The 22,434-nt window shown below is 68.4% G+C and carries 22 protein-coding genes and 1 pseudogene; 8 read left to right on the forward strand and 15 right to left on the reverse strand.

Annotation, left to right across the window (positions count from 1 at the left end):
- Nucleotides 1-139: 139 nt before the first annotated feature.
- Genes KEC56_RS00875 through KEC56_RS00890 form a run of 4 tightly spaced genes read left to right on the forward strand, consistent with a single transcriptional unit; the run spans nucleotide 140 to nucleotide 2,050 of the window.
- On the forward strand, nucleotides 140-901 hold the full coding sequence (locus KEC56_RS00875) for a hypothetical protein (RefSeq protein ID WP_227529438.1): 762 nt from the start codon (nucleotides 140-142) through the stop codon (nucleotides 899-901).
- Nucleotides 901-1,575: a hypothetical protein gene (locus tag KEC56_RS00880; protein WP_227529439.1), complete on the forward strand. Its 675-nt coding sequence runs from the start codon at nucleotides 901-903 to the stop codon at nucleotides 1,573-1,575. Before KEC56_RS00875 ends, KEC56_RS00880 begins: the two co-directional genes overlap by 1 nt.
- Nucleotides 1,572-1,832, forward strand: coding sequence for a helix-turn-helix domain-containing protein (locus KEC56_RS00885; RefSeq protein ID WP_227529440.1), 261 nt, complete (start codon nucleotides 1,572-1,574; stop codon nucleotides 1,830-1,832). The genes KEC56_RS00880 and KEC56_RS00885 overlap by 4 nt, the downstream gene beginning before the upstream one ends.
- Complete coding sequence (locus KEC56_RS00890; protein ID WP_175985039.1) at nucleotides 1,832-2,050, forward strand: hypothetical protein; 219 nt, start codon at nucleotides 1,832-1,834, stop codon at nucleotides 2,048-2,050. The genes KEC56_RS00885 and KEC56_RS00890 overlap by 1 nt, the downstream gene beginning before the upstream one ends.
- A gap of 1 nt (nucleotide 2,051) precedes the next feature.
- Here the strand turns inward: KEC56_RS00890 and KEC56_RS00895 are convergent, their stop codons facing one another.
- From KEC56_RS00895 to KEC56_RS00925, 7 genes and pseudogenes are all read right to left on the reverse strand, one after another.
- Complete coding sequence (locus KEC56_RS00895; RefSeq protein ID WP_227529441.1) at nucleotides 2,052-3,563, reverse strand: HNH endonuclease signature motif containing protein; 1,512 nt, start codon at nucleotides 3,561-3,563, stop codon at nucleotides 2,052-2,054.
- Nucleotides 3,564-3,622: 59 nt separating this feature from the next.
- On the reverse strand, nucleotides 3,623-4,777 hold the full coding sequence (locus KEC56_RS00900) for a Wadjet anti-phage system protein JetD domain-containing protein (RefSeq protein ID WP_175985037.1): 1,155 nt from the start codon (nucleotides 4,775-4,777) through the stop codon (nucleotides 3,623-3,625).
- Nucleotides 4,777-8,100 (reverse strand): ATP-binding protein, encoded by a 3,324-nt coding sequence (locus KEC56_RS00905; protein ID WP_227529442.1) that lies wholly within the window; start codon nucleotides 8,098-8,100, stop codon nucleotides 4,777-4,779. Before KEC56_RS00905 ends, KEC56_RS00900 begins: the two co-directional genes overlap by 1 nt.
- On the reverse strand, nucleotides 8,087-8,779 hold the full coding sequence (locus tag KEC56_RS00910; RefSeq protein WP_227529443.1) for a DUF4194 domain-containing protein: 693 nt from the start codon (nucleotides 8,777-8,779) through the stop codon (nucleotides 8,087-8,089). Before KEC56_RS00910 ends, KEC56_RS00905 begins: the two co-directional genes overlap by 14 nt.
- Nucleotides 8,776-10,267 (reverse strand): annotated as a pseudogene (locus KEC56_RS00915) (DUF3375 domain-containing protein). Before KEC56_RS00915 ends, KEC56_RS00910 begins: the two are co-directional and overlap by 4 nt.
- 70 nt (nucleotides 10,268-10,337) lie before the next feature.
- A complete protein-coding gene (locus KEC56_RS00920) occupies nucleotides 10,338-10,691 on the reverse strand; it encodes a HepT-like ribonuclease domain-containing protein (RefSeq protein WP_227529444.1) in 354 nt (117 codons plus the stop codon).
- Nucleotides 10,681-10,986: a nucleotidyltransferase family protein gene (locus tag KEC56_RS00925; RefSeq protein ID WP_175985033.1), complete on the reverse strand. Its 306-nt coding sequence runs from the start codon at nucleotides 10,984-10,986 to the stop codon at nucleotides 10,681-10,683. The genes KEC56_RS00920 and KEC56_RS00925 overlap by 11 nt, the downstream gene beginning before the upstream one ends.
- Before the next feature lie 315 nt (nucleotides 10,987-11,301).
- Here KEC56_RS00925 and cmtR point away from each other — a divergent pair, with 315 nt between their 5' ends.
- Nucleotides 11,302-11,661, forward strand: a complete 360-nt coding sequence (gene cmtR / locus KEC56_RS00930; protein ID WP_060960787.1) for a Cd(II)/Pb(II)-sensing metalloregulatory transcriptional regulator CmtR — start codon at nucleotides 11,302-11,304, stop codon at nucleotides 11,659-11,661.
- Nucleotides 11,658-13,571 (forward strand): heavy metal translocating P-type ATPase, encoded by a 1,914-nt coding sequence (locus tag KEC56_RS00935; RefSeq protein WP_227529445.1) that lies wholly within the window; start codon nucleotides 11,658-11,660, stop codon nucleotides 13,569-13,571. The genes cmtR and KEC56_RS00935 overlap by 4 nt, the downstream gene beginning before the upstream one ends.
- Before the next feature lie 154 nt (nucleotides 13,572-13,725).
- Here the strand turns inward: KEC56_RS00935 and KEC56_RS14160 are convergent, their stop codons facing one another.
- From KEC56_RS14160 to merA, 3 genes are read right to left on the reverse strand one after another with little or no spacing between them, the layout of a single operon-like run.
- The gene (locus KEC56_RS14160; protein ID WP_081603833.1) at nucleotides 13,726-14,046 is read right to left on the reverse strand and encodes a MerC domain-containing protein; all 321 of its coding nucleotides are present in this window, start codon (nucleotides 14,044-14,046) and stop codon (nucleotides 13,726-13,728) included.
- A 28-nt stretch (nucleotides 14,047-14,074) separates the two neighbouring features.
- Nucleotides 14,075-14,737 carry an organomercurial lyase MerB gene (gene merB, locus KEC56_RS00940; protein WP_017828517.1) on the reverse strand — a complete coding sequence of 221 codons (663 nt, stop codon included), beginning with the start codon at nucleotides 14,735-14,737 and terminating at the stop codon, nucleotides 14,075-14,077.
- 48 nt (nucleotides 14,738-14,785) lie between these two features.
- Nucleotides 14,786-16,210, reverse strand: coding sequence for a mercury(II) reductase (merA, locus tag KEC56_RS00945; RefSeq protein WP_227529446.1), 1,425 nt, complete (start codon nucleotides 16,208-16,210; stop codon nucleotides 14,786-14,788).
- A 116-nt stretch (nucleotides 16,211-16,326) separates the two neighbouring features.
- Between merA and KEC56_RS00950 the strand changes: the two genes are divergently transcribed.
- Nucleotides 16,327-16,716: a heavy metal-responsive transcriptional regulator gene (locus KEC56_RS00950; RefSeq protein ID WP_017828519.1), complete on the forward strand. Its 390-nt coding sequence runs from the start codon at nucleotides 16,327-16,329 to the stop codon at nucleotides 16,714-16,716.
- Nucleotides 16,717-16,784: 68 nt separating this feature from the next.
- On the opposite strand, the gene KEC56_RS00955 is transcribed toward KEC56_RS00950, so the two are convergent.
- The 5 genes from KEC56_RS00955 to KEC56_RS00975 form a co-directional block, all read right to left on the reverse strand.
- Nucleotides 16,785-18,014, reverse strand: a complete 1,230-nt coding sequence (locus KEC56_RS00955; protein WP_227530118.1) for a hypothetical protein — start codon at nucleotides 18,012-18,014, stop codon at nucleotides 16,785-16,787.
- Nucleotides 18,015-18,746: 732 nt separating this feature from the next.
- Complete coding sequence (locus KEC56_RS00960) at nucleotides 18,747-19,082, reverse strand: helix-turn-helix domain-containing protein (protein ID WP_175985030.1); 336 nt, start codon at nucleotides 19,080-19,082, stop codon at nucleotides 18,747-18,749.
- On the reverse strand, nucleotides 19,072-20,127 hold the full coding sequence (locus KEC56_RS00965) for a tyrosine-type recombinase/integrase (protein WP_227529447.1): 1,056 nt from the start codon (nucleotides 20,125-20,127) through the stop codon (nucleotides 19,072-19,074). Before KEC56_RS00965 ends, KEC56_RS00960 begins: the two co-directional genes overlap by 11 nt.
- A 304-nt stretch (nucleotides 20,128-20,431) precedes the next feature.
- Nucleotides 20,432-21,145: a cation:proton antiporter domain-containing protein gene (locus KEC56_RS00970; RefSeq protein ID WP_227529448.1), complete on the reverse strand. Its 714-nt coding sequence runs from the start codon at nucleotides 21,143-21,145 to the stop codon at nucleotides 20,432-20,434.
- Nucleotides 21,136-21,318 (reverse strand): hypothetical protein, encoded by a 183-nt coding sequence (locus KEC56_RS00975; RefSeq protein ID WP_227529449.1) that lies wholly within the window; start codon nucleotides 21,316-21,318, stop codon nucleotides 21,136-21,138. The genes KEC56_RS00970 and KEC56_RS00975 overlap by 10 nt, the downstream gene beginning before the upstream one ends.
- Before the next feature lie 54 nt (nucleotides 21,319-21,372).
- On the opposite strand from KEC56_RS00975, the gene KEC56_RS00980 reads away from it, so the two are divergent.
- Complete coding sequence (locus tag KEC56_RS00980) at nucleotides 21,373-22,419, forward strand: LLM class flavin-dependent oxidoreductase (RefSeq protein ID WP_227529450.1); 1,047 nt, start codon at nucleotides 21,373-21,375, stop codon at nucleotides 22,417-22,419.
- The last annotated feature ends 15 nt before the right edge of the window (nucleotides 22,420-22,434 follow it).

Below are 22,434 nucleotides of genomic sequence, written 5' to 3' on the forward strand. Positions count from 1 at the left end.
GCTTGTTTACGAGAGTAACGACCAGGCGAGGTGCACAAGGCCGTGTTCGCCGTCGGCATACCCGGCCCTTGACGGAGTTATCGAGAGTCGTTATGTTAACGAACATCGATAACAACGAATATCGATATGGAGGCTTCTGATGGGCATGTTCTTGTGGGTCGCCGCTGCTGCGCTCGTCGTCGCGCTGTGCATCGCGGTGATCGTCGTGTTCCTCCGTCCGAGTGCGCGCCGGCGCATGGCGCCGGATGACGCCCACTCGCTCGTTCGCGTGACTCTCGCCGTCGCGGTGCTGTGGGCGGGAATCGCACTGGTCGGCGCGATCGTCACGACGATCACGACGCTGGTTCAGACGGCGGTGCCGATCACCGTCCCGACGCAGACGTACTGGCCGACGCTACCCGACGGCGCGTTCGTGGAGGGGACGACGGCGACGCGCGAGGGCGGTGGGTTCGTGTCCGCCGATGTGGTCGTGAACGGTCTGAGTTTCGGGGCGCGCATCTGCTGGGCGATCGGCCAGGCACTGTGGTGGATCCTGCCGGGTGCGATCGCGAGCATGGTGGCTCTCGCCTGCTTCCAGTTGATCCGCGGGCGCGCCTTCGCTCCGGTCCTGGCGCAGGCATCGATGGTGATCGCGGTCATCATCAGCGCAGGCGGCGTCGCCGCTCAGGTGCTGTCTGACATCGCCGGGAGCATGGCATCCGCAGAGCTGCTCTCGTATTCCGGCGGAGGCTATGAGGAGGTGGCCGGCGTGGAGGACGCGCTCGCCGCGTGGTGGCCGCAGGAGGCGTTCGTCGTGAACTTCCCGTTCTGGCCGATCGCGGCAGGCCTCGCATTCGCTGCTCTCGGGGCGATCCTGCGTCACGGCGCGGATCTGCAGCGCGAGACGGAAGGGCTCGTCTGATGAACACGACAGCTTCTCGGCCGGGGCGCAGCGGCGCACTGATCGTCGCGCTGGTACTCGGCGGGATGCTGCTGATCGGTTCGGCGATCAGCAGCATCCCGAGGATCACCGGCTTCTTCACGAGCTACTGGACCGGACGCAGCGATCTGCTCACCGGGCGGGAGCCGTCGATCAGCTCTACCGGAGCGCTGAGCGAGGCCGACCGTGTCGACTACAGCGAGGTCGTCATCGTCAGCGACCAGCCGCTGCTGCTACCGCGCGTGCTGCAGGCGACTGCGGAGGGGCTGGGCGTCCTGGTGATCATCGCCGGTGGCGCGCTGGCAGTGATGCTCGCGGTGCGGATGCTGCGCGGCAGGCCGTTCGTGCGGATGCTGGCATGGGGTCTCGGCTCAGTCGGCGTGCTGACCATGCTCGCCGGCGCGATCGCCCCGCAGCTGCACGCCTGGGCCGTGGACGCGGCAGTCCGTGCGCTCGGGTACGAGGTTTCGGTCGCCGCCGATGGCACGCTGACTGCTGACGGTCCGGAGATGATCGTGCTGCCGCAGTGGGATGTGCTGTGGGTGCTCGGTCGCGTCGATGTGACGCTGCTGCTCCTCGGCGTCATCATCGCGATCGTCGGGATGATGGTCGCGGACGGCGCGCGGCTGCAGAAGGACACGGAGGGGTTGGTATGACCCCCGCGTCCACCGACGAGGAGGAGACCGGCATCCACTGCCGGCTCGATGAGCTGCTCGCCGAGCGGAGCATGACACTCACGGAACTGAGCGCGCGGGTGGGCGTCTCGATCGTGAATCTGTCGGTGCTGAAGAACGATCGGGCTCGGGCGATCCGGTACTCGACGCTGCGAGCGATCTGCGACGCGTTGCAGTGCGAAGTGGGCGAGCTTCTCGTGCTGGCGCCGGCGGGGCACACCACCGGAGGTGGCATCTGATGGGCACGCCGGGCGGGTTCGCTTTCGAGGAGCGCGGCGACGGGAGCATCCTCATCACTCACCACGGGCGCAAGGCGACGGTGTTGCGCGGTGCGCGTGCCGCGGAGTTCCTGGCGGATGCCGAGGCGGATCCGCAGGGTGCGATGGCTCGCTGGACCGGCAACTACAAGCGCGGCAACGAGCGCGCGGCGCGGCAGCATCCCCGCAACCAGCGCTGACTCAGGCGGCGGGTCGGAAGCGTTTCGGGGGTGGGTCGATCCCGCCCCACGCGTAGCTCAGCGCGGCGCGTGGTCGCATGGGGAACGTCTCACCCGAGGGGTGATGGAGGACGAAGTCGCCTGTGCCGTCGCGGGTGATCCACCACCCGCCGTGATGCAGAGTCATGTGATGATATCGGCACAGCAGGATCCCGCGGTCGATGTCCGTGCGCCCCTGATCTCGGTGCCATTCGTCGATGTGATGCGCTTCGCAGTACGAGGAGGGCCGGTCGCAGCCCCGCCACCGGCATCCGCCGTCACGGATCGCGAGCGCGATGCGCTGCTTCGGCGTGAACAGACGATGCTCGCGGCCGACATCGAGTGGATTTCCGCACGAATCGACCGCGACGGGCACGGTCCCGCTGTCGCAGATGTGCTGCGCGACGGCGGCTCCGGGAATGGAGACCAGTCCGTCCTCGCTGTGCGCGACCGTGGCCGGTGCACCGTCGGCGTCGATGACCTGCACGAGACGCACACCCGGCTGGCGTGCGCCGAACACGGACTCCGCGTCGGCCAGGGCGCCGGACCGGATCACGTCCATGAGCAGGTCGTACGCGAGCTGGTCCGTCGTGCGCGGATCATCCGCCAGCGACGCGGCCTGCGCTTTCTCGTCCGGGTCGACGAACCGCGGTCCGCCCCGACGTGGACGCAGCGCTGCCGCCATCATCGTCTCGACGAACAGGTCCCCGTCGTCTTCGAACACCATGCTCGCGCGCTTCTGCCCGTCCTGCCCGCGATAGGTGCGGAACGACCGGTCGTCGAACCGCGCCAGATACCGCGCCTCCGCACCCTCCGGGTCGAGCAGGTCACGCACCGTCCGCGCCGCCTGCCACAACTCCTCCACTGTCCGCTCCGACACCTCACCGACCAACTGCTCCGCCGCCTGCGACCACGCCGCACGCGCAGCATCCTGCGCATCCGCCCGCGCCGCAGCATCCAGACCGTCACTCGATTCATCGCCCGAGTTCGCATCGATCAGGGGCGGGTCTCCGAGCCCGCGTTTGATCGCATCGAACTGCGCCGACGTCACCCGACCATCGCGGAGTGCGTCGCGCAGCGGCTGATGCCAGGCGCGGGGTGCTGGCCGAGACTCCGGCACGCCCTCCCCGATGGGTAACTGTTCCTCGAGCTCGTTGTCGAGCAGCGCTTCACCCACCCGCACCTTCCGATTCGCATCCGCCTTCGTCGACCCCGTCACATCCTGAATCAGCGACGCCGCCGACCGATGCCCACGCGACTGCGACAGCCCGGAATGGCCCCGCTCCCGCGAGGACCGCACCGCGATCACACCGGATGCCGCGACCTGGATCTGCTCCAGCTGCTTCGCCACTGACGCCGCCTCACGCAGAATCGCGACCACATCGGCATCCGGCATCAGCATCAGCACACCCTGCGCAGCGGCAGCATCATCGACTACGACGCCGCCACCGCACAGGGTGGGGATCAACGCCGCGACATCGGTGAACGTTGCCATATCTCGTACTCTCAGAGGCCACAGACATTCGAACAAAGATTCCTATGCCTGTGGAGAACTCAGTTCCCCAGCGACCGCCCCACCGCCGCGCGCAACGCTTCCAGCGCCATCGGCCAAGGAAGGCGCTCCTGTTCGAGACGAACGCCGCTCTCCGCAGCGATCCTCTCGAGGGCCGTCTGCTCCGACGGGCTGAGCGACGGCAGCGTGCGCGCCGCGGCACCGTTCGGGTCGGGTACCCACAGCTCTCGGTGCGCGAGAAGCGTGCCCTCATCCATGAGCACGCTTACCGCATCCACGCCGTTCGAACGCAACCGATGCAGGATCGCGAACCCGTCGGCATCCAAGTCGCCCCAGTACAGTACCCGCGCCGACAGCGCCCAGGGCAGTCGGTGGATCGGAACCGCGTACCCGCCGCCGTGGACGGCGACGACGCCCGGCCACTCGGGCAGAGCCAGCACCGATTCGAGGTTCTCGCAGACGATGATCGCACGGGGCTGGATCGCCAGCGCGGCGAGTTCCTCGAGAGGCGCGGTGACGTCGATGAGACCTCCGGGCCGCATCCCGGGGTCGAGAATTCTGATCCGCAGCCTCTCCGGCGACGGCACAAGACCGAGATCCTGTTCGCCGCTGATAGCCGCATACAGCGACTCGACCATCGCCCGGTGGGCACCGAGCCATTTGGTGTGCATCCCGGGTATCGGCACCTGCCTGAGGCGATAGCCGGAGGATGGATGCTGGCGCAGCCAGGCCAGCACCTCGAGCAGAAGCGCGAAGTCGACGCCCGTCAGACGATCGATGGCGGTGCCGCGCGCCCGGATCGCCGCGACGATCTCATCGTGAGCGCCGAATCTCTCGCGGAGCATCGCGGCGCGGTCGCGCATCCGCGCCCAGTCCCGGTTCACGTCGCGTCCGGCGAACCGCGCGATCGCGTCCGCCGTATACAGCGTCAGCCGCTCCGGAAGCTCTTGCCTGCCGACGCTGGGCCAGTTCTTGTGCGCCCAGCGCACCAGAATGTCGCCTCCGTCCACGGCACGCCAGGAGTCGGCCCATTCGCTCGCCGCGCGCGGACCGGCGAGCACAGCGGCCTCCGTCGGCGGTTTCAATGGAATGTCGAGCACCGCATCATCGCCGTCCGCACGCGCCGCCCACTCCCGCCGCCCCTTCTCAACCGCTTTGGCCGCTCGGGCTCGAGCTTCCGCGACCGTGACCGGCATCAGTTCACCTGTTCGAACGGCACGTTCGACAGCAGCGACTGCCTGCGTGTCGGGTTCGAGACCGAGGTGACCGCTCCGACGTAGCTCTCGATCGTCTGCAGCAGCTTCTGCGGGGTGGCGAGGATCATGTGGAACCCGAACTCGTGGAACACGTCCATCGCCATACGGGTGTACTGGCTGTCGGCCTTGTCGAACGCCTCATCGAGCACGATCGTGCCATAGGTGGGGATGTCCTGGTCGTCGTCCGTGAGCTGGTATCGCAGCGCTGCGGCGAGACAGAAGATCACGAGCTTCTGCCTCTGCCCTCCTGAGAGGCCGGCGCTCGAATCGTGCACGCTGAGCACCCGCCCGGCGCGATCGACCTCCTGCGCCTGGAATGTCACGTGCTCGCGGGTGTCGAGGCAGCGCTGGCGCCACACATAGTCCGCGCGTTCACCGTTCTCGGCCGACTCGAGCCGGTCCATGATGCGCTTGAGCGCGGCGAACCGCTCCTCAGCGCGCAGGTCGTTCTGGTCCCACGAGCCGTCGACGATCCCCTTCAGCTCGGTCATGAACTCGGCGGCCTCGGGCGAGCGCTTGGTCCTCACCCGGATCCGCAGGTAGCGGTCGGCGTCGAACAGCGACCGGCCCAGCGACGCGTTCACCGGATCGATGCGCTCCTCGATCTGCTTCGGCGCATCCCGGATCTCGCTGAGCAGATGCCCGATCAAGTCTCGCGACTTCTCCCGCAGCAGTCGGCGGAAGTTCTCCTCGTGCGTCGGCAGACCCCGGGTGCGGATGCCGTCGAGCAGTGCGCGGTAGCCGGCGCGGTCCTCGATCTCCGGCGTGAGGTTCGGCGCCGCCGTCGGCCACGTGCGCTGGAAGTCCACGGTCAGCCGGGCGAACGAGGCCATCGAGCGCGAGCGCGCCTCGTCGGCCTCCTGCGCCGCGGCGTTCAGGACCTTGACCACCTTCGCGCCGATCTCCGCGATGTTCGCGGTGTCGATGCGCCGCTGGACCGAGCGGTAGCGGGCTTCGAGCAGGGCGGAATCGTCATCCGACACGGTGACGCCGTCGAGCCGCCCGGTGAGGTGCTGGATCAGATCGTCCGAGGCGTTCAGAGCGCTCTCGGCGAGCGCCCGCGCGGCATTCGCCGCATCCGCCTCCCGATCGGCGACGCGCTTGTGCTCCTCGGCATCTGCGACGGCATGCGAAGCGTCCGCGAGATCGTGGCTCTTCGCCGTGAGCCGCGCGAGCTCCGCCTCGCGGTCGGCGATCGTCTGATCTGCGGCCGTGGCATCGAACTCGGTCCAGGCGCGCTCGATCACCCGCTGCAGCAGAAGGCGCCTGGTCAGTGCGGCCTGCCCGACGGCCACGTGCTCATCGCGAACGGCACGCGCACGGTCGAGCTCGCGCTGCGCATCGGCGCGGCGATCGAGGAGGTGATCGATCTTCGCCTGGTTGTCGGATCCGAGGACCCAGTGCTCCCTGTTGTCGATCGCCACCCGGTCGTTCTTCTCGTACCGGCGCGAGGATGTCTTGATCTGGCCGCCGATGGTCACGCCGCGTTCGACGTCGTCGAGATCGTCGGGTCCGGCGACGCAGGAGAGGTCGAAGGATTCGGAGAGCCGCGACTGCATCCACGTCTGGAACGGGCCGTCGGAGACACGGATGCGGTGCAGCAACGAGTCGCGAGCCGTGGACGGTCGAGGCGCGGCGGCCTCCCTCGGCACCGCCTCGATCACCAGCCGCGTCCCGAGCGAGCGCTTCTCGATGAGCCGCCGGACGCGGACGAGGTCGCCGTCCGGCACCAGCAGAGCCGATGCGAGAGGACGCAGCACGCGCTCGATCGCACCCGTCCACTCCGCGAACTCGGGGAGCACGTCGATCAGCTCGCCACCGAACGGAAGGCTCTTCTCGCTGACGCGCAGCTCGCCCGCCAGCCACTCGCGCACGGCGATCAGTCGCGGCTCGATGTTGCTGCGGCGATTCCTCAGCGCCGTCAGCTGCTCGTCGAGCTCGGCCACCCGACGGCGCGCGTCGGCATGCCGCTCGTGCACGGCGTGGCTGTCGTCGGCCTCGGGAGCCACGGCGAGGTCGGCGCGCGCGGATTCCTGCAGAGCGGCGAACTCGGCGGCATCCGTCGGTGCGTGCTCGATGCCGGCGGCACGCAGCTCGGAGGCGAATCGCTCGGCATGGTCGCGGATGCGGTCGGCTTCGCGGCGCGCATCATCGATGCTGCGGCGCATGAGGCCGGCATCCCCTCCGCCGAGCCGGGCCTCCCGCATCCGCGCCTCGTTGAGGATGCTTTCGGCCTCGCCGCGTGCGGCGCCGGCCGCAGCCGCACGCTCGGCGGCCCTCGCGAGCTGCGCCGTCTGCTCTTCGCGCTGAGCCTGGGCCAGCTTCAGATGCATACGGTCCTGGAACGGCTCCTGCACCTCGATGAGATGCTGCAGCTCGGTCACGGCCTGCGCTTGGCGCTCGTACTCGACCATCGCCTCCTCGACGCGTTCGAGATGCTCGGCCTGACGGCGCAGTTCGACCACGTGCACGTGCGCGGCGTTGAGCTCGCGGAACTGCTCGGTGGCAGTGCGGGCCTGATCGAAGGTGCCGGGGCGATCGAGCATGAAGGCGCGGAACAGCGTGTCGAGGTTGCCGAGGTTCTTCGCCGACTGCGTCTTGTGCAGCAGGTGCAGGGCGTTGTCGCTGCCGATGCCGAACAGGCGTCGCATCCGCGTGAAGAAGCCGCCGTGGCTGCCCGTCGAGACGACGCCGTCGGGGAACGCAGCCTTGAGCCTGCGCGCTTCGATGCCCTTCGCGACGAACGGGGCGAGGTCGGTGAGGACGACCTCGCTGCGCAGCAGGACGAACGCGTCCTTGAGCTCGGCACGGGCGGTGGACGAGCCCGGCAGATGGAACAGTCGAACGAGGGTCACCGGCGCATCGCCCTGGTTCTCGAAGCGCAGCAGGATGCCGCTCCACGTCGCACGCGGGCGGAGATAGGCGCTGACGGCGCGATCCTCGAGTTCGTCGGCCTCTTTCGTCCAGGCACCGCGCACGTAGCTGACGAGGCCGCGGTCGTCGGCGCGCGACGACGCGTCCTGCGCAGCCGCGTTGAAGCGCAACCACCGCTCGGGCGTGAGGACGGCCGCGATCGCGTCGAGCAGCGATGACTTGCCCGATCCGGATGCTCCGGTGATCAGGTGCCCCTTGCGGGACACGTCGATGCGGTGGGCGCCGTCGAACGTGCCCCAGTTGACCACCTCGATGCGCGCGAGGCGCCACTGGCCAGGACTCTGCTCATCGGCATCCGCCTGCTCGAGGCCCAGATCAAGCAACGTCATCGTCCGCCTCCTCGTCATCGGCTCCTGACTGCGCGGATGGGGCGCTCTCGCCCGCGCGGATGCGCTCGTACTCGGCGGCGATGGTGCGCACCTGGTCGGCGTCGACCAGCATCCGCAGCACCGGGGAGATCTCGACGCGCTCGTCCGAGAGCGCGTGGACCACCCGCAGCTTGTTGCGCATCTTCAGCCACGAGGCGTTGAGCCGCTTCGCGAAGTCGGTCTCATCGCGATCAGCGGTACGGAACGGTGCGAGCTGCTCGAAGACGTCGTCTCGCCCGACGATGACCCGTCCGTCCTGTTCGCCGCTGAGCAGCATCTGACGAAGCACGAGCAGCATCGCCGTGTCGATGAAGGTGAGCTGCTCGGAGCGGACGGCGACGGGGGCCTCCTGCTCCCCTGTCGCCGCGTTGCGCACGAAGGCGAAGCCGGCATCCCGATCGAGGACGAGATCGAGGAAGAGGTCGTGCAGCCGCGAGCGGATGCGCGATTCGTCGGCGAGCAGCGCCGACCACGGGCCGGGCGCTCGCGCGGCCGAGAGATACGGCCCCTGGATCAGCTTGAGCAGTGCGCGCCGCGCGTCGATGCTCAGGGTCCCGGTGTCTCCGGGCCACGCCCCTGGTTCCGCAGCCGGCTGCTCTTCGGGCGTCGCCGTCTCCGGCATCCCGTCCTTCTCGGTCACAGCACCCTCCCGGTGAAGCGATAACTGGGTATCCATGCAGCACGTGCTACGGCATCCGACCCCACCCACTCGACGTGTTCGGATGCGCTCGCCGCCCCCTGGGCCGCGCCGAGCGCCAGCAGACCGACGACGCTGGCCACGCCCTGTGTGGCCGGGAACCGCTCGAGCACCTCGGCGATCGAGATCTCATCGACGTCCTGCAGTGCCGCATTGATGTTGCCGGTGAGCTCGTCGAAGTCGATCTCGGTCTCGCGGGCCAGCGCGCGGAGTTCCTCGATACTCACGGCTGCGGCCTCGTGTGTGACGACCTCCTCGGGAGCGTCATACGCGGCGGGGTCGTGCAGCCGGAGCAACCCGGCGCTGTGCATCGGCACGGCCGACAGCGACAGGCCGACCCGGGTCGGCTTGTAGGGCTTGATCCGGCCGCTCGCCGCGTGACCGGTCGCGAGCGCGCAGCTCGCGACGCAGCACGCGGTCGCGCTCGTACTCCTGCGACTGGACGTAACGGCGCAGGCCCCGGGCGAAAGTGGTGATGACGTCGTGGATCTCGCCGCTGCGCTCTTTCAGCGTTAGCAGCAGTCGGCGCAGGAAGCGGCGTTCGGCCGCGCTCAGCGCGTTCGTGAAGTCGCGCTCGAGCACGCGGCGGATGTCTTCCTCAAACTCCTCGCCGCGCTCCGGGTCGAGCACCAGCCCTGCGAAACCACTGAAGCTGCGCCCGGCGTCGGACTCGTCGATCATGTTCACGCCGCGGAAGATGTCGTCAAGCACGGCGCGCTGCGCGGCATCCGACTCGAGCACCCGGGCGCGCAGGTCACGGTTGAGTCCTTCGAACTCGGCGCGCACGCGGGCGAAATCACTCGGGATGTCCTCCGCCATCGCGAGCACGTCGCGCACCCGTTCGACAGCGCGCTCCTGATCGAGGGGAGGCGCCTCACCGCGACCTATCGCCTCGATCTCGGCGTCGATCTGCGCGCGCTGCTCTTCGAGCCGGGCGATGCGCGTGCGGGCGTCCGGATCGGAGTCGACCGCGAGACGATGCAGTTGCGCCGCGATGCTCGTCAACCGCGATTCCGTGGCCGACTGCCGTGGCTGCGCGAGCTGGGCGAGAAAGCGCGTCGCCGTCAGCGCAGCCGGCGACAGCTCGAACGTCTCGCCCCGGCTGGTCTCCGCCGGGCGACGAACGAGGTAACCGGATGCCCGCCACTGCGCGCAGTACGCCTTCGCCGTGCCGGGCAGATCGAATCCGTGAGCGCGCAGCTCGTCGAGGTCTGCGTCGATGCGCTCGTAGAGGTCCTCGCTCTCGATGCGCCGCTCCTCGCCGCCGAGGTGGTCGCTGAGGATGGCGACGATGACGGGCGCCATGTCCGCTCGCAGCATGCGCCACGCGACGTGCTCGTCGAGCAGGCGCGAGAGCGCGTGCGCCCGCACGAGTGCCGTCATGATTCTCCCGGGGTCGGATACGACTATCTTGACGGATGCCACGGACATGAGTCGGCGCGGCGGATGCCGTGACACGGCTCTGCGTGTTCACGAGCTTCGGCCCAGGCCGGACGACATATCAGTTGGGAGGGTCGGCTTCTGCCAGTAGGCGATCGAGGTCGGAGATCAGCGGTCCGATGTACCTCGTGACGGCGACCCAAACCGTCTCGTAGTCGATGTCGCCGTATTCGTGTGCGATGACGTTGCGCATACCGATGATCTTGTGGAGTTCCGGGATCCGTCCAGCCGCCCCGAAGTCGTCGCGGCGGAGACGGACGAGCGACTCGCCCAGGATCTCGAGTTGCCGCTCAACGGCCGAACGCAGAAGGAGATCGGTGAAGAACTGCTCCTTGGTCACGCCGTCGGTGAATGTGCGCACGGCGTGTGCGGCCTGGCCCGCATCCCAGAGCAGCTTGGCGCTCTCAAGCCGCATAGATGTCCTGCGCGCTCCCGAAGGCGGCTTTCTTGAAGTAGGGATTCCGCACCGCGTCGGCGACGACGAGGTCGACGTCGCGACCGACGATCTCGGCAAGCGCGTCTCTCAGGCCGAGGTAGTCGTCCAGGCGGTCCTCGCGATTCGGGTGAAAGTCCACGAGGAAGTCCACATCGCTGTTCTCCGAATCGAACCGATCCGTCAGCACCGAGCCGAACACACGGAGCCGGCGCACACCGAAACGCTCACTGACGCGAGCGATCGCCTCAGAATCGAACAGCACGGCGGTGACCATGTCTCCAGTCTCCCAGATCAGAGGCCCGGGAGCTATGCCGTGTACAGCACACGATTGCGCTCAACACAAGACCGCGGGGCTCAGCTCCGGATGATCGGGCTGGCGCCGTTGCGCGGGTCGGATGCCGGACTGTGAGGTCCGCAACTACCTGAGTGGATGCGGCGCCCTCGGCAGATCCCAAACGCGAGCGAGATCATCGGCGACAAGCGGCCACACCTCGCGCAGCCCGTCTTCGACCGTTACTGGTAGGGCCGCATGTCGCAGGGTGCACTATTCATCCTGGGATTAGTTCAGTCAACACTGTATGATCAGTGCATGCTGACCATTGCTCCACGTCTCGACGTCATGAACCGGCTCGGCCGGGCCATGGCGGACCCGACGCGCTCCCGGATACTGATGACCCTGCTCGACGGCCCCAGCTACCCGGCGGTGCTCTCGCGTGAGCTGGAGCTGACCCGCTCGAACGTCTCGAACCACCTGACCTGCCTGCGCGACTGCGGCATCGTGGTCGCCGAGCCGGAAGGGCGGCAGACGCGCTACGAGATCGCGGACCCGCACCTCGCGGCGGCGCTGACCGCGCTGGTGGACGTGACGCTCGCGGTGGACGAGCACGCGCCCTGCATGGACGCTTCGTGCACGGTGCCGGGCTGCTGCGGGACGGGAGCGGGCGCGTGAGCGCGGCGTGCGGCTGCGAGCACGACGAGCCTGAGACCGCAGTCGGCGAAGAGGCCGAGGAGGCGGAGCGCCCCTGGTGGCGGGACCGCAGGATCATGGTCCCGGTCTTCTCCGGTGTGGCGTTCCTCACCGGTCTGGCGCTGGAGTGGTCCGGGATGGAGATCCCTGCGCTGGTGCTGTTCTGGATCGGCCTGCTGCTGGGCGCGTCGACGTTCACGCCGGGCGCGATCCGGAACCTCTTCAAGGGCAAGCTCGGCATCGGGCTGCTGATGACCATCAGCGCGGTCGGCGCGGTGTTCCTCGGCTACGTCGAGGAGGCCGCAGCGCTGGCATTCCTGTACTCGATCGCCGAGGCGCTGGAGGACAAGGCGATGGACCGTGCCCGCGGCGGGCTGCGGGCACTGCTCAAGCTCGTCCCGGAGACCGCCACCATCCGCCGCGACGGCGTCTCGGTCGAGGTCGCCGCGAAGGATCTGGCTGTCGGGCAGCTGATGTTGGTGCGGCCGGGTGAGCGGATCGCGACCGACGGCGTCGTCCGCACGGGACGTTCCAGCCTGGACACGTCCGCGATCACCGGGGAGTCGATCCCGGTCGAGGTCGAACCCGGCGATGCCGTCTCCGCCGGCGCAATCAACACCGCCGGGGCACTGGAGGTCGAAACGACCGCGGCAGGCACCGACAACTCACTGACCACGATCGTCGACCTCGTGGAGAAGGCTCAGGCGGAGAAGGGCGACCGCGCCCGCCTCGCCGACCGCATCGCCCGCCCTCTCGTCCCGGGCGTGCTGATCCTCGCCGCCCTGGTCGCGATCATCGGCTCGCTGCTCGGCGACCCGGAGCTGTGGATCACCCGCGCCCTGGTCGTGCTGGTCGCGGCATCGCCCTGCGCACTGGCGATCTCCGTGCCGCTGACCGTGGTCGCGGCGATCGGCTCGGCGAGCAAGTTCGGCGTGATCATCAAGTCCGGTGCCGCGTTCGAGCGGTTCGGCGTGATCCGCCACGTCGCCGTCGACAAGACCGGCACCCTCACCCGCAACGAGCCCGCCGTCACCGCCGTCCTCACCGTGGACGGTGTGAGCGAGGCGGAGGCGCTGGCGTGGGCGGCCGCTCTGGAGCAGCACAGCACCCACCCTCTCGCCGCCGCGATCACCGCCGCAGCGCCGGATGCCCCTGCGGCGGAGGGCGTGACCGAGCAGGCCGGGCACGGCATCGAGGGCGAGCTCGCCGGCGCGCGGATCACCGTCGGCAGCCCGCGCTGGCTCGACGCCGGGACCCTCGGCGACCGGGTCGCGGGGCTGGAGGAGCAGGGCATGACAGTCGTGATCGTCCACCGCGGCGGCGTCCCGGTCGCCGCGATCGGCGTCCGCGACGAGCTGCGCCCCGAGGTCCCTGAAGTGGTCCGCACCCTCGCGACCCAGGGCATCGGGGTGACCATGCTCACCGGCGACAACGCCCGCACCGCCCGCGCCCTCGCTGCGCATGCAGGGATCGATGACGTCTGCGCCGAGCTGCGCCCCGAAGACAAGGCCGCCGCGATCGCAGAGCTCGGTGCGAAGGGGCCGGTCGCGATGATCGGCGACGGCATCAACGACGCCCCTGCGCTGGCCGCCGCGGACATCGGGATCGCGATGGACGCGACGGGCTCCGACGCCGCGATCGAGTCGGCCGACGTGGCCTTCACCGGTCACGATCTGCGGCTTCTCCCGCGCGCGTTCGCCCATGCCCGTCGGGGGCGGCACATCATCAACCAGAACATCATCCTGTCGCTGCTGATCATCACCGCCCTGCTCCCGCTCGCCCTCTTTGGCGTCCTGGGGCTTGCGGCGGTGGTGCTGGTGCACGAGATCGCCGAGGTGATCGTGATCCTCAACGGCCTGCGCGCCGCGTCGACGCGGAAGGCAAGCACGTGACCGCGCAGGACGTCGCCGCCGCGTGACGGCTTGATCCGGGACCATGCGGATGACCTTTAGATTTCACATCAGAGTTCGCGCGCGTTGATCGGCGACTTGCCTGCTGGCTAGGGGCCTATCGGGCGGGCCGTATGCCGGGGTCTAATGGCCATGATCATTTGGTTCCGGTTTCCCTTCGCCTCGGGTCTGTCTTCGTTATGGTCGGGCGAAGGGGCGGGCAGCAGTCGGGGTCGTTTTCGCGGCGGTGTCGCCTGGCACGCGCTGTCATCACGATGCTTGCAACCACCGCGAGGATCAGGAGTGCGGCACCGCCCGTGATCACCCACGGGTTGCGGAGGAGGGTGCCGATCCCTGTGATCGTGCCTCCGACGACGAGAAGTGGAAGGAGGGCGCAGCAGCCGACCACGAGCAGTGCGGCGACGGCCCCAAGGAGCAGGCCACGGCCGCCTCGCTGGTCGTCCTGGTTGGGAGGCATTGGTGTTCTGTCCTCTCGTGGTGCCGTCTCAGCAGCAGGTCTCGGGACCGCAGCAGCTTCCAGACAGTTCGTCGGCACCGGTCCGGGGGCGCTCGAGCATCTCGGTGATCAGGGTGCTGCCAACCTCGAAGGCATCGGCGACCGTGAGGATTTGGGCCATCGGGTGTTCCGTGAGCCATCCGGCGGCGTCCTCGCGGGAAGCGAAGTAGTGGACCTGGTTGCAGAACGAGGAGCGAATCGAGTGCATGGCCTCGGGGCTGACCAAGGACACCACCGCGGTCGCCGGTTCCACGCTAGTGACACCGGCGGTCGAGTCGACGGTGACGCGGATCGTGTCGCCGCTGGCCGGGGAGATCGATTCGACCCGGGCGGGCCGATCGAGGAGCGTGGGGAAGATCAGGGTATCGAAGGCGCACCAGGTGTAGAGCTCCTCACCGGCGACGGTGAACCGGTGGGTGGTGGGGCGCAGGGTCAGGCCCTGACCGATAATCCGCCCCTGGTCGTCGTACTCGGTGTCCGGTGACGCGGCGAGGCGGGTGCGGACCTCGTCGGCGGTGAGAGCGGTGGCGGTCGCGAGCTGCTCGATGGTGACCGGGTCACCGGCGACAAGCAGCCGCAGGAGCGGAACCAGCAGGGCTGTCTCCTCGGACCGGGCGAGCCGATCGGTCAGGTCGGTAGTGAGGGGCGTCATGGCGAGGCTCCAGTTTCTGATGGGGTGGATCCGCTGTCTGGCGCGCGGTCAGGCGCAGCAGGACAGCATCGACACATCGGTAGTGAAGGCCTTGGCGACGATCCGGATGCCTTCGGCCGTGGTCAGGTACGGGGCCCACGCGTCGGCGACCTCGGTGATGGTCTTGCCGAGGATGTGGACACCTGCGGCGGCGAGTTCGCCGGCGTCCTTGGCGACCGCGGTCAGGCCGAGGATCTCGCCGGTGTACGCGTTGGCGACCATCTTGATGAACCCGCGGGTGTCCCGGTTCACCAGCGCGCGGGGCACGTACTCCAGTGGCAGGACACGGCAGTCGCAGCGGATCCCGGCCGCGATGACCTCCTTCTCGGTCATCCCGACCGCGCCGACGGCAGGGCTCGTGAATGTGACCCGCGGCATCCGCGTGTAGTCGACCGACGTGCTGGCGTCAGTGAAGGCGTTCTCGGCGACCAATGTGCCGTGCCGGGCTGCGACGTAGACGAACTCGGGGTGCCCGGTGACATCCCCAGCCGCCCAGACGCGAGGGTTGGAGGACTGCAACTGGTCGGTGACCACGACCTCTCCGGCCTCGCCGGTCTTCACTTGCACGGTCTCGAGGTTGAGCCCGTCGGTGACCGGGGCGCGGCCGAGCGCGACGAGGATCTCGTCGGCACGGAACTCCTGCACGCCGCCCGAGACCTCGGCCGCGGCGACGATCTGGCCGGTGCCCGGGTCGCGGGTGACGCGGGTGGGGATGGCGCGGCGGACCACTCGGATGCCCTCGTCGGCGAAGATTTCCTGCAACGCCTTGGAGACTTCCGGCTCCTCCTTCGACGCCAGCCGGGACCTCACCAGCAGAGTCACCTTCGAGCCGAGCCGGGCGAACAACTGTGCCATCTCCAGCGCCACATAGCCCCCGCCGAGCACCAGCAGCGAGTCAGGCACCTCGGACAGCTCCATCGCCGACGTCGAGGTGAGAAAGTCGACGCCGTCCAGCCCCTCGATGGCAGGAGCCCACGGGCGGGAGCCTGTGGCGATGAGGTAGTGGGCGGCCTCGATGGTTTCGACGGTGCCGTCCGCGGCGGTGACCTCGAGGACCGACGCATCCGGCGTGCCGGCGAACGCCGCCTCGCCCTGGCGGACCGGCCAGCCGTAGGCTTCTGCCACGTCGATGTACTTCTCACTCCGCATCGCCTCGACCAGGTCCTGCTTGCCACCCACCAGCCCGTGCATGTCTACCGGGCCAGCGGTGGCGGCGATCCCCGGGAACCGGGAGCCCGCATCCGCGGCCACGTGGCGGGCCTCGGCGGCCGCGAGTAGCGCCTTGGACGGAACGCACCCCGTGTTCACGCACGTGCCGCCCAACGTGCCGCGCTCGATCATCACCACCGACTTTCCCAGTGTGGTGGCGCGGATCGCCGCGGCGAATGCCGCGCCACCCGACCCAATCACGGCCAGATCAAACCTCGATGGCATCCTTATTCCTCCCTGGACATCTTGGAACATCCCGCTGATACACTCATCATGAACCTTCCACCACAGGGGAAGGTCAAGCACGAAATTTGCGACCAGCGAAAAGGGGGGGGCGGGGAATGCGGATCGGAGAGCTCGCCGACGCGGCCGGCACCACGGCGAAGACGTTGCGGTTCTACGAGGACCAGGGGCTCCTGCCGCCGGCCGGGCGCACGCCCAGCGGCTACCGCAACTACACCGCCGAGACCATCGCCCGAATCGACTTCATCCACCGCGGCCAAGCCGCTGGACTCACCCTCGCCCAGATCCAGCAGATCCTCCACATCCGCGACCACGGCCAAGCGCCCTGCAGCCACGTCCGCGACCTCCTCGACGCACGCCTCACCGATATCGACCAGCAGCTCAGGCAGCTCCACGACCTGCGCGACACCCTCGCCGGGCTCCGCGACCAGGCCGAGCACGTCGAGCCCGACACGTGCAGCTCGGATCAGGTCTGCCGCTATCTGTAGCCAAGCCCGGGGGTCTGTCCGATAATTCACCCACTGGAGGCGCAAGCGTAGCGGGAGGCCATTGGTGCTCAGGTCGAGGTTGAGCGCAGCGCGGGATAGTCGGACCATTCGCCCCCGGACAGGCGTGCCCAGGCGGCAGCTGATGACGCCGTGATGCCGAGCAGGTCGGACACGATTCGAGGATGCAGTTGTCGGGTGAGGTCCATCAGCGCGGTGACACGAGCGCTGCCGGCGAGGAGTCCTTCTTGACGGAGTCGACGGCTGAGCGGCCCGGGGGTGATCGGTCGGCCCGGGTTCCTGCCCGGGAAGAGCCAAGTGTCGGAGCGGTTGCCGTCGAGCAGCTGGACCATTGCTTCGGCGAGGACTTCGGGCAGCTCGATCGGTTCAGTTCCGACCGTCAGCGTCATGGGGCGCGCGGTCGTATCGACTTGTGCGCGGGTGATCGCTGCGGTGCGGGTCAGGTGGAGCCCGTAGAACAGGACGAGCAATCCGCTGACTCGCGTCACGGGATCCATGTCGTCTCGCGTGATGAACGCGCGTGCCATCGTCCACCGATGGTCGGCGGCGTAGTCGCGCCCTTCGAGGCGATGGCTGCGGAACTCGACCCGGAGGCGGCTCAGGCGGTGCCGTCGCAGCCACCGGGTGAACGGCGCGAGGGCATCCCGTTGTGAGGGCGAACCGGTGAGGAAGCCGTCGAGAGATCGCTGCGGGTATGTCGTCAGCGTTTCGCCGCTCGCGCGGATCTGCTGCAGGAGGGCCGCGCACCGCTTCAGCGCCGCACGCACCTTCTGATAGGTGGAGCCGGATCGGACGGCCGTAGCTGGTCTGCCCCTGAGTGATCTGCCCGACGGCAGCAGCTCCCAGGTGCAGTACCGCCGTAGGAGGAGCCGGTCCTCGGGATGGGGGACGGTCGGAAGCCACCGTTGGAACCAGTGCTCGAACCTCGCCGCTTGGATGTCGAAATCGGGCAGCACGCCTGAGCGGATGAGGAGCGAGAGCAGGAATGCCACGGACTGGCCGGCGTGCGCTCTGGTCATGATCGCGTCCGCGGTGAGGGGCAGCGTGCCATCGGCGAGCTCACGGAGGACGACCGCACAGCGGCTCTTGTACAGCCACCCCTCGAGGGAGATCGCACTGCCGTGGTGCGTCACCAGATACTCCGCGAGCGGGTGCAGCTCGGGGCGGATCTCTCCGCTGTCGTCAGCAAGCAGTTGCTGGGTGGCGATAGGTCGCCGGCACTCTACGCATAGCCGGTGCTTGCGCACCTCTTCGATCGTCCCGCATCCCGGGCATGCCATCGTCACGGGAGCTCCTGCGCACTCGGCGCAGACCTTGTGCCCATTCATGAAGCCAGTGAGGAACACCTTCCGCCCGCACTCCGGGCACGGCTGGGGGCGTCGCATCGCGTAGTAGCAGCGGGCGCAGACCCGTCGGCCGTCCAGGTGCGTCGCTACGCGGCCCGGCTCCCCGCAGAGCTCGCACATCTTGACCGGCGCGGTATAGCACGCGAGACAGACGAGCGCGGGGCGACGGACGATAATCGTGGCGTTCTGCCCGCATCGCGAGCAGTCGCCGAACGACCGCGGATCGGCTCGCCAGCAGTCCCGGCAGAACCGTTGCCCATCGACGGTGCGCTGCACGGGCTGAACTCGTCCGCATCTGGCACACGCGACCGATCGGGCATTCCGTTCACAGCGCGAGCAGTGGCGACCGCCGGTCTGCGTCTTGTGAGGCATCCGAACGGCACGTCCACAGGAATCGCATGTAGGCAAGACGACCCGCCCGGCACCCTCGTTCACGAGAGCGTGGACCAGATCCTGCACCGTCACCGGTACGTTCCGGTGTCGCCCTTCGAGGACTCCAGGTTGTTTGAGGAGTGCGAGTTCGAGACGCCGTTGGGTGAGCGGCACGGGTGCGACTTCAGCCACGATCTCAACAAGGCGCTCCACCGGGATCTCCGGCGCGATCGCGTGGACGAGCCCGGCGACCTCAGCAACCCTGGGCTCCTGCGGAGGCTTCGCCACCGCGGCCTACTTCGAGCGCGGGCGACGGATCGTGGCCCGCACGGGCCGCAGATCGCCGATCGCACCCCGCGTCGCGTCTTCACCCACCGCGACCGGGGCCGCAGCCTCCCGGCGGGTGACCTGCACGAGGTCGTCGAGCGAGCACTCCAACGCGTCGCACAGCGCGGCGAGCACGTCGATGCGAACCCGCTGCGGTGCTTGCGTCACCAGTCGGTACACCTGTTCCCGGGACAGGTCGACGCCCCGCTCCTCGAGCAACGGCTTCAGCTTGGAGGTCTGGAAGATCCCGCGCGAGGCCATCACGCTGCGGAGGTTCCATGCGGTCTCGAGCTCAACGGTCATCTGCTTCTCCTTCCATGAGGGCCTTCAATGCGTCCGCGAGTACCCGGTTCTTGAAGTCCGAGCTGACGGAGGCGTAGATCGAGGTCGTCGAAGCATGCATGTGCCCGACCTGCTCCTGGACGAATCGGTCGGCGTAGCCGAACTCGAGCAGGTGCGTCACGTACGAATGCCGGAGGCTGTGCAGAGTCAGGGCCTTTGACAAGCCGGCCTCGTCCCGCAGCTCCGCGAACCGCCGGTCGAGATAGCCGGCCGACAGTCGGGTGCGGCGTTCCGTCACCCACAGCGCGTCAAGATCACTGCCCGGGGCGAAACGATCGCGCGCCTGCTCCACCCACTGCTCCATGCCCGGCACCCACCAATCGAACTCCGGCACCAGCAGCACGGTACGTCGTCGTGGCGCGCCACCTCCCGCGGCCTTCGCCCACCGTACGTGGATCGCGCCATAGCGGCCCCACTGCCGCATCTTCGCGTTGTAGTGCAAGTCAACCGTGTCGAGCATCACCGCTTCTGTGCGCCGCAACCCGAACGCGTAGACCGTCTTCAACAGCTGCGCATCACGTAGCGCGCCGAGCGCCCCTTTGCGCCCGGACCCGACCAGTGTCTCCACGCGCGCATCAGCCGTGTCGAAGAGACGCTCCACCTCGTCATAGGCCAACGGGCGACGCTTTCCATCACCCTCGAACTCGAACCGATGCGCGACGGTGTTCCATGGCAAGCACACCTGCGACGGAATCTCCGCGAACTCTCGCTCGCAGATCTCCATCCAGTCATACAACGGGCTCGTCAAGTACTCGCAGAATCCATGGATTGAACCGTGGTTGTTCCGCAGCGTCGACAACGCTCGAACCCGGCCCATCGAATCGGCGGTGAACTCATCGACGTCTGCGACGGTCCACTTCCACGGCGGCTTGTCGACGAAGTCGCGAAACCGCGTGACCGTCGCCAGTCGATTCTGGATGGTCTGCTCACGCAGCCCGCGAGAACGCTGCTGGCTGCGCCACCCCTCCACCATCGCATCGAAGATCTGCTGCTCCGGGTTCGCCAACGCGATGTTCGACGTCGACGTGAGCAGTCGAAGTGACGCAGGGGAACCACCAAACTCTTGCATTAGATGCAACAAAGTGCGACAGGATGCATCACCGAGTCAAGTCGAACGGACAGGTTCCCGACATTCCGCTGATACGGTCAGAGCATCAAGGCCTGAGAAATCCCAGTAGTCCTCGCCAGCAGGTGTAGACAGTTGCATTCACTGCAACAGTCGATGGTTTTCGACCCGCTCGGCAAGTTCGTCGTAGAGCACGAAGTTGTGCGGAAGGGGTCGGCCCGAGCGGTCCGTGCGCCGTTCGGGATCATGGAACCTCAGCGCCACCGCTTCGCCGATGCGCACGCAACCATTCGATGCTGATCCGAGTCTGGACATGACTGCTTCGTAGGAGAGGAGCGGGTCCGGCAAACCTGCTGTCGAGAGGAATGTGAACCCCCACGTCCGCCCGCGGGTCGCCCAGATGAACCTCACCGCAGGCTCCGAAGCAGCACGTCATCGGCCTCACCGGCCCCGAGGTCGAGGCGGCCGACAACCACAGCCGCGCCTCCTGCTGCCTCGTCGTGTAGTCCGTGCGCGGCGCGTTGAACCCGACATACCAGCCCGACGACGACGCCGAGCACGACGGCCAGCGCGAACTGCAGACGCCGTCCCACACCGTGAGCGTCGCACCCGCGACGATCGCCGCGAAGACCCGATACAGCGTCAGCGACGTCGCGTCGTTGACGAGGCTCTCCCCCGACAGCACCGTCATGATCCGCCGTGGCAGTCCGAGCTTTCGGCCGATCGCGGCCGCCGACACAGCATCCGGCGGCGCCACGATCGCCCCCAGCATCAGAGCCCCGGGAAGCGTCAGAGCCGGGAAGATCAGCCAGGCGACGAGTCCGGCGGCGACCGCCGTCAGCAGCACCAGCCAGATCCCCAGCCGCCGGATCTGCGGCAGGCTGCGCTTGAACCCCACGAACGAGACGTCCAGCGCCGCCGAGTACAGCAGCGGCGGCAGCACGATGTTCAGCCGCACGTGCCGTCGATCTCCATCTCGGGGATGAAGGGCAGGAAGGATGCCGCGAGCGCCACGACCGTCACGAGCAGCGGCGCCGGCCACCCCCGCCACCGCGCGATCGCCGCCACGACCACCGAGCCGACGAGAACCGAGAACCGAGAACCGAGAACCGAGAACAGCGTGGCGTCCATGCCGAACGACTACGCGGGGGAATGCCGGGGCCCGCCGCCCGGTTATCAGAGATGATGACTGCTGCAGCCCCCGCCCTGTCCGTGCTCGACCTCGTTCCGGTGCGAACCGGTCAGACCAGCTCCGAGGCGATCGCCGCCTCCCTCGCCCTCGCCGAGACCGCCGACCGGCTCGGCTACCGCCGCTACTGGTTCGCCGAGCACCACAACATGCCTGCCGTGGCATCCACCACTCCCCCCGTGCTCATTGCCGCAGCGACGTCGCGCACGACCACGATGCGCCTGGGCTCGGGCGGCGTCATGCTCCCCAACCACGCTCCGCTCATCGTCGCCGAGCAGTTCGCCGCCCTCGAGGCCATCGCGCCCGGCCGCATCGACCTCGGTCTCGGCCGCGCTCCGGGCAGCGACCCGGTGATCACCCAGCTGCTGCGCACCGCCGGAACGACCAGCGACGTGGAGCAGTTCCCCCGCCACGTGCAGGACATCGCGCTGCTCCTCAGCGCCGAGGGCGCCAGCCTGCGCTTCACGTCGGGCGGCGAGTACACCGTGCACGCCACCCCGGCGGCCACCGGCACACCCGAGGTGTGGCTGCTGGGCTCCAGCGACTACTCCGCCCAGCTCGCGGCATCTCAGGGCCTGCCCTACGTGTTCGCGAATCACTTCTCGGGCCAGGGACTTGAGCGCGCCCTCGACCTGTACCGCACCGGATATCAGCCGAGCGAGGCGCACCCGACGCCCCGCACATTCCTCACCGTCAACGCCGTCGCCGCACCGACCGCTGAAGAGGCCGAGGAGAGGGCACTCCCGCAGCTGCGCATGATGGCCCGCCTGCGCCTGAACAAGCCGCTCATCGCGCTCGAGACCGTCGACGAGGCCCTCGCCGCGGCATCCGACCCCGCAACTGACCAGGTGATCGAAGCCGCGCGCTCGCGCTGGTTCGTCGGCACCGGCGAGTCGGTGGCCGCCGAGCTGCGCGAGTTCGCGGAGAAGTTCGGCGTCGACGAAGTCATGCTCTCCCCCGTCGCCGGCGCCTACGACACCGAGGCGATGGATGCCGCGACCGGCCGCGCGCAGACCCTCGAGCTGATCTCCGCCGCACTCTGACCAGCCTCTGGCCGA

It is taken from the genome of Microbacterium tenebrionis (genome assembly GCF_020682665.1).
Classification (GTDB): Bacteria; Actinomycetota; Actinomycetes; order Actinomycetales; family Microbacteriaceae; genus Microbacterium; species Microbacterium tenebrionis.